The sequence below is a fragment of the Paenibacillus endoradicis genome (assembly GCF_024721975.1).
Window position 1 is genome coordinate 14639 of record NZ_JANQBB010000011.1, and the last position, 10957, is coordinate 25595.

At 38.4% G+C, this 10957-nt stretch carries 8 protein-coding genes; 6 read left to right on the forward strand and 2 right to left on the reverse strand.

Annotation, left to right across the window (positions count from 1 at the left end; genetic code table 11):
• Positions 1 to 6 precede the first annotated feature (6 nt).
• Positions 7 to 876 (reverse strand): AraC family transcriptional regulator, encoded by an 870-nt coding sequence (locus tag NV377_RS24935; RefSeq protein WP_258203543.1) that lies wholly within the window; start codon positions 874 to 876, stop codon positions 7 to 9.
• A 203-nt stretch (positions 877 to 1079) separates the two neighbouring features.
• Here NV377_RS24935 and NV377_RS24940 point away from each other — a divergent pair, with 203 nt between their 5' ends.
• Together NV377_RS24940 and NV377_RS24945 are read left to right on the forward strand one after the other, a co-directional pair.
• Positions 1080 to 2597, forward strand: a complete 1518-nt coding sequence (locus NV377_RS24940) for a tagaturonate reductase (protein ID WP_258203544.1) — start codon at positions 1080 to 1082, stop codon at positions 2595 to 2597.
• The gene (locus NV377_RS24945; RefSeq protein ID WP_258203545.1) at positions 2590 to 4104 is read left to right on the forward strand and encodes a UxaA family hydrolase; all 1515 of its coding nucleotides are present in this window, start codon (positions 2590 to 2592) and stop codon (positions 4102 to 4104) included. Before NV377_RS24940 ends, NV377_RS24945 begins: the two co-directional genes overlap by 8 nt.
• Before the next feature lie 154 nt (positions 4105 to 4258).
• Here NV377_RS24945 and NV377_RS24950 read toward each other — a convergent pair whose 3' ends face one another.
• Positions 4259 to 5074, reverse strand: coding sequence for a helix-turn-helix transcriptional regulator (locus tag NV377_RS24950; RefSeq protein ID WP_258203546.1), 816 nt, complete (start codon positions 5072 to 5074; stop codon positions 4259 to 4261).
• 134 nt (positions 5075 to 5208) lie between these two features.
• Between NV377_RS24950 and NV377_RS24955 the strand changes: the two genes are divergently transcribed.
• The 4 genes from NV377_RS24955 to uxaC all read left to right on the forward strand — a co-directional run bounded on the left by NV377_RS24955 (position 5209) and on the right by uxaC (position 10883).
• The gene (locus NV377_RS24955) at positions 5209 to 6492 is read left to right on the forward strand and encodes a Gfo/Idh/MocA family protein (protein WP_258203547.1); all 1284 of its coding nucleotides are present in this window, start codon (positions 5209 to 5211) and stop codon (positions 6490 to 6492) included.
• Positions 6493 to 6523: 31 nt separating this feature from the next.
• A complete protein-coding gene (locus NV377_RS24960; RefSeq protein WP_258203548.1) occupies positions 6524 to 7633 on the forward strand; it encodes a rhamnogalacturonan acetylesterase in 1110 nt (369 codons plus the stop codon).
• Between the two features lie 32 nt (positions 7634 to 7665).
• Positions 7666 to 9354, forward strand: coding sequence for an alpha-L-rhamnosidase-related protein (locus NV377_RS24965; RefSeq protein WP_258203549.1), 1689 nt, complete (start codon positions 7666 to 7668; stop codon positions 9352 to 9354).
• Positions 9355 to 9464: 110 nt separating this feature from the next.
• Complete coding sequence (gene uxaC / locus NV377_RS24970; RefSeq protein ID WP_258203550.1) at positions 9465 to 10883, forward strand: glucuronate isomerase; 1419 nt, start codon at positions 9465 to 9467, stop codon at positions 10881 to 10883.
• The last annotated feature ends 74 nt before the right edge of the window (positions 10884 to 10957 follow it).

Here is a 10957-nt window from a genome sequence, read left to right on the forward strand (position 1 = left end):
GAACGATTACAAGCTATGCTTGTATTGTGCAGGTGTCATTCCAGTTAGTGCTTTGAATTTACGATGGAAATGAGGAATACTCCCAAATCCACAAGCTTCTGCAATCTGTGCAATATTTCGATCATTCAACCTTAACATCTCTTTTGCTCGCATGACGCGTTTGGCAGTAACATACTCTGTAACATTCATGCCTGTTAGTCGCTTGAAAACACGTGAAAAATGAGCTGGAGTAACTGCTGAATTACGTGCAAATATAGCTAATCCAAGTTCTTCCTCTAAATGTGAATCGATATATGATAGCGTCTGCTCTATCCATTGCGGTAATGCTGCTGCCTGATGGCGAAGAAGCGATTCCCCCCAAGTTTCCTCTGCATGTCGGTTAAGTAATAATAGAATGTGTTGAATATGCATTCTAATCACTTGTCTGTATCCTACTTTTTCCTCACTATATTCATGATGAATTTGCTCAATTAAATCCACAATTTGGTTTCGATATGCCTCGGGAACGGTAAAACGAAAGGATTGCTTTGATTGTGCTGTTTCAAAAGGCTGCAAATAATGAAATGGCTCACCAACAGATGACGTATCATGTACAAAGGCAGCACTAAAATAGAAAGCTGTTGCTCGTTTGGGATCATCCTCAACAGGATATGAGTGATGAATAGTGTTGCCAGGAATTAAGTAAATGTCACCGGCTTCTGCATCATAAAAGGAATGGTCAATAAAAAAAGTACCTCTTCCTGAATAGATATATACAAATTCATACCAATCGTGGACATGATTAGGCAGTTCGAATTGTGCGCTAGTCGCATCACGATATTTATATTCAAATGGAAATTCAGCATCAAACTTAAATGTTTTACGATAAGTATTCATATCTACCTCACAATTTCTACATTTTGGTACTTCTTAGCTTAGATTATATCAAAATAGAGTATAAAAAAGATGGAATTAGATATTTATCTGTTCATATTTGTTGTCTATAATAAAGGAAATAATATATGATTCTCTCGAATATGGGAAGCTTTTTTTTGTGATGTTAAGGAATATAATAATAGCTTAAAGGGGATTGAGTTGTTATGAAATCAAACATATTAGACAGCGCGTCACTAACTACAGAAAAAAAACGAGTATACAACCAAATGATACAATCAACGATTAAGGTATTGCAAATTGGTGAGGGTAATTTTCTAAGAGGTTTTTTTGATTGGATGATATATGAAAGTAGAAAGCAAGGTTTATACGATGGTAGTGTAGTAGTCGTTCAGCCGCGTCCAAGTGGAAAAGCTAAAATCGAAGCGTTAGCGTCTCAAGATGGAGTGTACACTTTAGTAACTCGAGGCTTAGAAAATAATGTTCCAATTGAGCGTATGGATCAAATTACAGTGTTTGGTACAGTTTTTGATCCGTATGAGCATTGGAATGAGTTTTTGGCACTTGCTGAACTACCGGAACTAAGAATCGTTGTCTCAAATACGACGGAAGCGGGCTTATCTTATCACCCAGAGCAGTGGAAAGAGGGCGAACCGATTAATTCGTATCCTGGCAAATTAACGATGTTGTTATATCATAGATATAAAGCTTTTCAAGGAGATCCGGAGCGTGGGTTCATCTGTTTACCATGTGAATTGCTAGAGCGTAACGGAGATACTTTACGTGATTGCATATTGCGATATTGCGAAGATTGGGAGCTTCCAGCTGATTTTAGAAACTGGGTTGTTACACATAATTTATTTTTAAATTCACTCGTTGATCGTATTGTGACAGGATATCCGAAACAAGACCAGGCAGAAGCTTGGTTCAATGAATGGGGATATCGAGATCCGATGCTTACAACAGCTGAGCCATATCATTTATGGGCAATTGAAGGAGATCCTTCACTAGATCAGGAGTTGCCGCTCGCTTCTGCTGGATTAAATGTGCTATGGGTTGAAGACTTGAAGCCTTATCAAGTGCGAAAGGTAAGTATATTAAACGGAGCACATACGTTTATGGCGCTATATGGTACGTTACATGGTATAAAAGAAGTGAGATTAGCGATGGAAGATTCTCATATCGGTGATCTGATTAAACGTACGATTCAAAACGAAATCATTCCATCATTACCTTATAATTCAGTCGAATTGCAACAATATGCAGTTCAAGTGTACCAACGATTTTTAAACCCATTTATCCAGCATCGTTTGTCCGATATTGCGATGAATAGTTTAAGTAAATTTAAAACTAGACTATTACCAGCGATTCAATATTATTTAGCAGATGAGCAATTCACTGAACTTCCTAAAGGGTTAGCTACAGCGTCTGCCGCTTTAATACGATACTATCAAATTAGTAAAGGTGAAGCGGGATATGAAGGGAAATCATTTGATGGAGAATCGTATATTTTGCATGATGACCCTATTTTATTAGAACAGATAGCTAACATATGGGAGAACTACTATTCGGGAGAAAACGGATCTTCTTCAATTAATCAAGTAGTATCTCAAATCCTTCAAATAGAAGCTATATGGGGTGTCAATATGCATGTCAGCAATGCTAATTTAGCTACACAATTATCTGCTATCTTGATCCAATGGGAGGGATACGGGAATGAATGAGTGGATTAAATTACATGAAAAAGATACTGTAGCCATTGCATTACGATCGTTCACCAGAGGTGAGAAGCTTCACTTAGACGATAAACAATCGATTGAATTACTTGATGATGTAGCTTTTGGACATAAAATTTCCCTATATTCCTTGCAGGCTGGAGAACATATTATTAAATTTGGTAATTCAATTGGAGTTGCTACTACTGATATTGCAGCTGGTCATTGGGTTCATTCAAAAAATTTGAAATCAGGCTTAAGTGGAATTTTGAGCTATGACTATACTCCAAATGTTGAAGCATTTGCAGAAGCAGCTGCAGCACAACAACAATCAAAAGATATTTCTCGTGTTTTTCAAGGCTATGTTAGAGCCGATGGAGAGGTGGGTATTCGTAATGAAATATGGATAATCAATACAGTAGGTTGTATTAATAAAACCTGTGAAATTGTCGCCAGACGTGCGTCGGCAATCTATGCAGACCGAGTAGATGGAATCTATCATTTTGCACATCCTTATGGTTGTTCGCAATTAGGTGATGATTTATCCTATACACAAAAATTGCTAGCTTCATTAGTTCGACATCCTAATGCAGCAGGCGTATTAATAATCGGTTTAGGCTGCGAAAACAATCAGATTGAGTTGTTTCAGCAAGTGATTGGAGATTATGATCCTCGTCGTATTCAATTTGTTAAAGCGCAGCAGGCGGAAGATGAAATTGAAGAATCATTAACGCTAATAGAGGAATTGGTTGAGTATGCAGAAAGTTTTTCAAGAGAGCCAATTCCTGTTTCTCGCTTAAAGCTAGGCTTAAAGTGTGGTGGTTCAGATGGTTTATCAGGGATCACAGCCAATCCTCTTGTCGGCAAGATGGCTGATCGATTAATTGCAGCTGGAGGGACGGCTATTTTAACCGAGGTACCTGAAATGTTTGGTGCTGAAACGATATTAATGGAGCGAACGGCAACTGAACAGGTTTTCCACAATGTGGTTCATCTAATTAATGATTTTAAAGAATATTTTATTCGTCATGGTCAAGAGATTTATGAAAATCCTTCTCCAGGTAATGTTGCGGGTGGCATTACTACTTTAGAAGAGAAATCTTTAGGCTGTACACAAAAGGGTGGTCATGCCATCGTTACAGATGTCATTGCTTATGGAGATCGCGTATTGAAAAATGGTTTAACATTACTTGAAGCACCAGGTAATGATCTTGTTTCGGTAACTGCACTAAGTGCAGCAGGTGCGCATATCGTATTGTTTACTACTGGAAGAGGAACACCGTTTGGAGGTCCAGTACCAACGGTGAAAATTTCTACGAATACTGAGTTATCCCAGCGAAAGAAAAACTGGATTGATTTTAATGCAGGAAGCTTACTTGATGATTCTACAATGGAAGAGTTAAGCGATGAATTTTGGGAACAACTTATTGCGATTGCTTCTGGAGAAATACAGACGCATAACGAGCGCAATGGATTTAAAGAAATTGCGATATTTAAAGATGGAGTTACGTTATAACCTATGGTTTTGACGTGTTAAATTTATAAAGGTCCGGCTATTGTGATTAATGAGTCACAATAGTCGGACTTTTATTCTATAAATAGTTACTTAGACATCTGATACATATCTATTATTCTATTAGTGTAAGTTTGCCAGCTGAATTCCTACATTATCAGGTCTGCTTTTTGAACTGCCTCTTCCTATACTGCAACGGAGAACACCCATTTGTCTGCTTGAATAGTTTGTAAAAATTTGCTAAAGACTCCATGCCTATTTGTTCAGCGATTTCGAGCATTTTCAAATTTGTTTCTCGTAGTAAGCGTTGAGCCTCTCTAACTCTAACTAATTGCACATATTCTGCAAAACCAAAGCCCGTACATTGTTTGAATTTTCTACTTAAATAGTAGGGGCTAACGAAAAATTGAGCAGCTACGTCATGAAGGCGAAGCACTGCATTATAATGAGTTCCCACATAAGTCGCAATTTCAAACATCGTTTGATGAACAGATGAGGGTTGAACTTCTACTTCCGGCTGCTCTCTTTGCGAACGAAAAACTAGTAACAGTAGTTGTCGCAGTAATGATTCAAGCATAATATCTCTACCGTTTGCATTACCCTTTGCTTCTAATAGCAAGTCCTGAAGTATGTTTTCCCCTTTATATTGTACTTGAGGAGGTAAAGTAATAACCCCGCTTTGTGTCTGAAATGGAAAGTTTGAGAGAAATGAATCATCGAAGTTAATTACTAGTCTCTCGTGATCAGGAACACCAGTATCGATCGTTCGATGTAATTCATCCTTGTCAATAAAGACAAAACTGCCTTGTTTTACTCGATACGTACGATCACGAATGAAATAATCTCGTTCACCGGTAAATAAATAATAGAGTTCATATTCATCATGCGAATGTTGATCTTGCATCGTATAAAATCCTTTACGCTTTGTATGGTCTATCATCATTGTATGTTCGTTATTATAGTAGATGTCCATTTTGACCTCCGAATATATAGAGCAAGATATGCGACTTTTTGATGATTTGAGCAATTATTATAGACGATTATAACGCATTATTGCAGTATATTGGAAGAGAGAATTTACATTTGTTTAAAGGAGAGCGTTTCCATATGAAAAAGAAATATGCACTTATTGGTACTGGTGGTCGAGCACAATTTTTTTATGGTTCTTTGGTTAGAGATTATGGCGAAACATCCCAGCTCGTAGCATTTTGTGATACGAATCAAACTAGAATGGACTATGCTAATAAGCTGCTTACAGAAAGTTATGGTTATAAAGCGATCCCTACTTATAAAGCACATGAATTTGAAAAAATGATTCAAGAAGAAAAGCCTGATACGATTATCGTAACGACGATGGATCGTACTCATCATACGTATATAATTAGAGCAATGGAACTTGGTTGTGACGTTATTACGGAAAAACCGATGACGGTCGATGAAGATAAATGTCAAGAGATTATTGATACAGTGAATCGTACAGGTAAAAAGGTACGTGTCGCGTTTAACTATCGTTATGCACCACATAATACAAAGCTTAGAGAATTAATATTAAATGGTGCTATTGGTGATGTGCACTCTGTCCATTTTGAATGGTTACTTAATACAGAGCATGGTGCAGATTATTTCCGTCGCTGGCATAGAGATAAACGTAATAGTGGAGGAATGCTTGTTCATAAATCGACACATCATTTTGATTTGGTCAATTTCTGGTTAGGTACTCAGCCTCAAACGGTATTCGCACAAGGTTCATTGATGTTCTATGGCAAAGAAAATGCAGAAAAACGTGGAGTGACAGAGTTTTATAATCGTACTCGCGGCAGCGAAGTTGCGAAAAATGATCCATTTGCACTTGATCTTGAGAAAAGTGATGACTTAAAAGGATTGTACGCAGATGCTGAGCATGAAGATGGTTACTATCGTGATCAAAGTGTATTCGGTGACGGAATTTCGATCGAAGATACATTAGGCCTACTTGTCCGTTACAAGAACAACGCAATCTTAACGTATTCGCTCAATTGTTATATGCCATGGGAAGGATTCCAAGTTAATATAAATGGCTCTAAAGGTCGTATTGAAATGAAAATTGTGGAAAAATCTTATGTGAATTCTGGTGGGAAGAAAGAAGATGAAGGTGCACTTCAATCAAAGAGTATTAAAGTAATTCCTATGTTTGGAGAAGCATATGATGCAATAATCGAAGAAGGTGTAGGCGGTCATGGTGGTGGTGATCCAATTCTTCTTAATGATTTATTCGGAGTGCCAGTGGAAGATCCTTATCATCGTGCAGCGTCTCATGTTGATGGGGCAATGTCAATTCTTACTGGGGTTGCAGGTAACATTTCAATCAGAACAGGAATGCCTGTACAAGTAGATCAGCTTATTAAGTTTTAAGATAGTAGAGAAATCAATTAGAGGTGAATGTATGTCATATAAATTTGACTTTGGACCAGAAGGAGTAACTGTGGAAGGCTATCATAAGGTTACTAATTCTACATTATATGAAGAGAATCTTGCCTACGGATTTACTACTATTAATAAAGTATCGGCAAAAAAACGGACCAATGAGTCACTAACTGGTGATTTCTGTATTCCTTTTGATTCAACATTTGTTGCTGATGTACCTAATGGCAATTATATCGTTACTATTACATTAGGCGATGCTTTTGCACCAACTCATACTTCATTAAAGACAAACGGTGAACATCTTGTTTTGCAAAATTATGAGACAGTATCTGGACAAATCGCACGAGAACAGTTTGGTGTGAACGTACGGAATGGTCAGTTAAAATTAAGTTTTGGTGGACTTGCACCACGCTTGAACAGTGTGGAGATGTTACAAACTTCACAGCAAATTACGATATATTTAGCAGGTGACTCAACTGTTACAGATCCTTCAGAAGACGGTTTCCCATTCTCTGGTTGGGGGCAAATGCTGAATTATTATTTCAAACATGATGTAGTCATCGCAAATCATGCGATCGGTGGTCGTAGCTCTAAAAGTTTTATTTCTGAAGGCAGGCTAGAAGGAATATTAGAAGAAATAAAAGAAGGCGACTATTTGTTTATTCAGTTTGGTCATAACGATCAAAAATCTGATGAGGAAAGATTTACTGACCCAGATACAACCTACCCAGAACATTTAAAAAAATATATTGATGCAGCCCGATCTAAGAAAGCAACACCAGTTTTAATTACTTCAGTGCATCGACGATATTATGACAACGATGGACATATCATTAATATGCACACAACGTATTTGGATGCAGTGAGAAAGCTTGCGGAAGAAGAAAATGTGGCGCTTATTGATTTGGCAGATCGAAGCAAACAATTGTTTGAGGAGCTTGGAGAGGAAGCGACCAAATCGATTTTTCTATGGGGAGAACCTGGAGAGTGGAGAAATTCCTCCAATGGTATTAAAGATAATACTCATTTCCAAGAACAAGGAAGTTTGCAAATTGCCGAATTAGTCGTTCAAGGTATTCGTGATCTCAATCTAATGCGCTTAACGATGTTTCTGAAACCTACGGAATAACAAGTCGAACGCACGATGAGAGGGAAAAGTTGATGAGTATGAAATCCCTTAAGCAACGAAAGATGTCAGTAGATCCGCGAAGTAGAGTGTATCTAGAACCTATCCGAATTGTATGGACTACTGGAACTTTAGAGAGATCAGAAGTGAATAATGTTGAAGGACTGCTTTCTGCAAACGAAAATCAAGTCACTAAAGAAGCACCCAATGCATGTATTTTAACTAATAAAGGTCAGTCCCCAGCTATTTTACTTGATTTTGGCATGGAGCTGCATGGTGGGATAAGACTTTCTGTAGTAGAAGGTAACCATTTTTCCTCTAGAAGCATTCGCATTCGAATTCGTTTCGGCGAATCTGCAATGGAAGCGATGAGTGAGATTGGTGGTACTGCGAATGCTACCAATGATCATACGGCGCGAGATAGTATTGTTGATGTAGGTTTGCTAGGTTCGACTGAATTTGGTACAACTGGTTTTCGTTTTGTAAGAATAGATTTACTAGATGAAGGTTCACTTGAATTACAGAGTGTGCAGGCTATATTTGTGTATCGTGATATCGCTTATAAAGGCAGCTTTCAATGTAGTGACCCCTTACTTAATCAGATATGGGAGACAGGTGCCTATACCGTTCATCTGAATATGCAAGAGTATTTATGGGATGGGATAAAGCGAGATCGAATGGTATGGACAGGGGATATGCATCCGGAAGTAGCAACGATTAGTGCTGTCTTTGGTGAGCATGAAATTGTACCGTCTAGCTTAGACTTTAAAAGAGACCGTTCACCGCTCCCGATGTTTATGGATATGCCCACCTATTCCATATGGTGGCTGCTCGTTCAGTATGATTGGTATATGCAGCACGGAAATAAGGCTTATCTATGTGAACAGCAACAATATGTAACATCTTTATTAAGAGAGCTTATTACTAAAGTTGCTGATGATGGAACGATTGATGTATACAGACCATTTTTAGATTGGCCAGCTTCATCAAATACTGAAGGCGTTACGGCTGGTGTGCATGCCTTGTTCGTAATTGCTATGCAAGTTGGAGCGTCATTATGTAGATTGTTTCATGAAGACGAAACAGCTGCATTATGTGAATCGTTGGAAACTAGATTAAGAGAGCATATACCGCATCATGCTTATAGTAAGCAAGGTGCAGCATTGCAAGTAATAGCGGGTTTAATCAATCCACTTGTCGCCAATGAAGATGTTATCGCACCAGATGCCCCGAAAGGTTATTCAACTTTCTATGGTTACTATATGCTACGTGCACGCGCTCTTGCTGGAGATATAGAGGGTAGTCTACATAGTATTAGAGCGTATTGGGGTGGCATGTTATCACTTGGTGCGACCACATTCTGGGAAGATTTTGACTTAAGTTGGCTTGAGAATGGGGCTAGAATCGATGAACTAACTCCCCCTAATAAAATTGATGTACATGGTTCCTACGGTGGTTACTGTTATAAAGGCTATCGACATAGCTTATGTCATGGTTGGGCTTCTGGTCCTACGGCATGGCTATCCGAATTTGTATTAGGAATAACGCCAGCAGAGCCAGGTTTCCGGAAAGTGAAAATTGTAGCCAATTTAGGTGATTTAGAGTGGGTGGAAGGAATTTATCCAACCCCATATGGTAATATTCATGTACGTCATGAAAAAGAAGAAGATGGTACGATTCGTACGGAATATGAGCTGCCATCAGGAGTAGAATTGATAGATTAGCCTATAGCATCACTGCGTTATCAAAGTCGGAAGTGTGAATGCGCTCTTTAAGTGAGATCTATTACGTATGCTAATTGGAATATAAATATATTGCATGGGGTGATTAATTAGTGAAAGCATTTATGGATGATCAGTTTTTGCTAAGTAACGATACATCAGTTAAGTTATACGAGCAATTCGCAAAGCCGATGCCGATAATCGACTACCATTGCCATCTTGATCCACAAGCAATCTATGAAGATAAGACATTCGCGAATCTTACAGAAGTATGGTTGTATGGTGATCATTACAAGTGGAGAGCTATGAGAGCTAATGGGGTTGAAGAACATTTTGTTACTGGTGGCGAAGGGGTAAGTGATTATGATCGTTTTGTCGCTTATGCAAAAACAGTTCCCATGTTGGTGGGAAATCCATTATATCATTGGTCTCATTTAGAGCTTAGACGACTTTTTGGCATAGATGAAATGATTAATGAAAACAATGCTCCGATCATCTGGGAAAAAGCGAATGAGCGTCTACAACAAGAAGGTTTTTCACCTCGCGGCTTAATTCGTAGCTCCAATGTGCGAGTTGTCTGTACAACAGATGATCCTGCAGATTCATTACAATATCATCTTAAATTAAAAAAAGAACAAAATCTTGGATTTCAAGTAAGACCGACTTTTCGACCAGATAAGGCTTTAGAAATAAACCGAGCAACATTTTACCCATGGTTAATGCGCTTAGAGGAGTCGTGTGGGTTTGAAGTAAACCAATATAGCTTACTATTAAAGGCGTTAAGAGATCGCGTGCAATTTTTCCATGTAGCGGATTGCTTATTATCTGATCATGCATTAGATAAAGTGATGTATGCAGAAGCAACAATGGAGCAAGCAACAGAAATTTATGCAAAAGCTCTACGTGGTGAAGTTGTGACAGTAGAGGAAGAGGCCATATATAAAACTTATACCTTAACTTATCTAGCAAGTTTATATGTAGAATTTGGTTGGACGATGCAACTCCATATTAAAGCACATCGCAATAATAATACAGCTATGTTTAATAAACTCGGTGCTGATACTGGATTTGATTCGATCAATGATGGACCTCTAGCAGAGCCACTAGTCAAGCTACTAGACGGAATTGAAAAGGGAAGTGGATTGCCACGGACCATTCTCTATTCATTAAATGCAGCTGATAATGAAGTGCTTGCAACGATTATGGGCAGTTTCCAAGGTGGCGGTATTCCAGGGAAAATTCAACTAGGCTCAGCTTGGTGGTTTAACGATACGATCGATGGTATGCAGGCTCAACTTAAATCACTAGCGAACATGGGAGTACTCGGACGATTTGTAGGCATGTTGACGGATTCTCGAAGTTTCCTTTCTTATCCTCGCCATGAATACTTCCGCCGTGTGTTATGTAATTTGTTGGGTGATTGGGTTGAGTCTGGTCAGCTGCCTGAAGATATGGAGCTACTACAGACCGTTATAGAAGGAATTTGTTATCGCAATGCGGAGGAATACTTCCATTTTGGTTCAGAACAATAAGAGGTTATATTGGATAGAAGTGACGATATAGCGTTAGAAGTATTATATCAAAGGAGATTTGTTTGGCATGATTT

Bases quoted from the DNA above. Each gene is read 5' to 3' on its own strand.
- NV377_RS24945 (WP_258203545.1), top strand. From the start codon at position 2,590: ATGAATGAGTGGATTAAATTACATGAAAAAGATACTGTAGCCATTGCA.
- NV377_RS24960 (WP_258203548.1), top strand. From the start codon at position 6,524: ATGTCATATAAATTTGACTTTGGACCAGAAGGAGTAACTGTGGAAGGC.
- NV377_RS24935 (WP_258203543.1), bottom strand. From the start codon at position 876: ATGAATACTTATCGTAAAACATTTAAGTTTGATGCTGAATTTCCATTT.
- NV377_RS24950 (WP_258203546.1), bottom strand. From the start codon at position 5,074: ATGGACATCTACTATAATAACGAACATACAATGATGATAGACCATACA.
- NV377_RS24965 (WP_258203549.1), top strand. From the start codon at position 7,666: ATGAGTATGAAATCCCTTAAGCAACGAAAGATGTCAGTAGATCCGCGA.
- NV377_RS24940 (WP_258203544.1), top strand. From the start codon at position 1,080: ATGAAATCAAACATATTAGACAGCGCGTCACTAACTACAGAAAAAAAA.
- NV377_RS24955 (WP_258203547.1), top strand. From the start codon at position 5,209: ATGAAAAAGAAATATGCACTTATTGGTACTGGTGGTCGAGCACAATTT.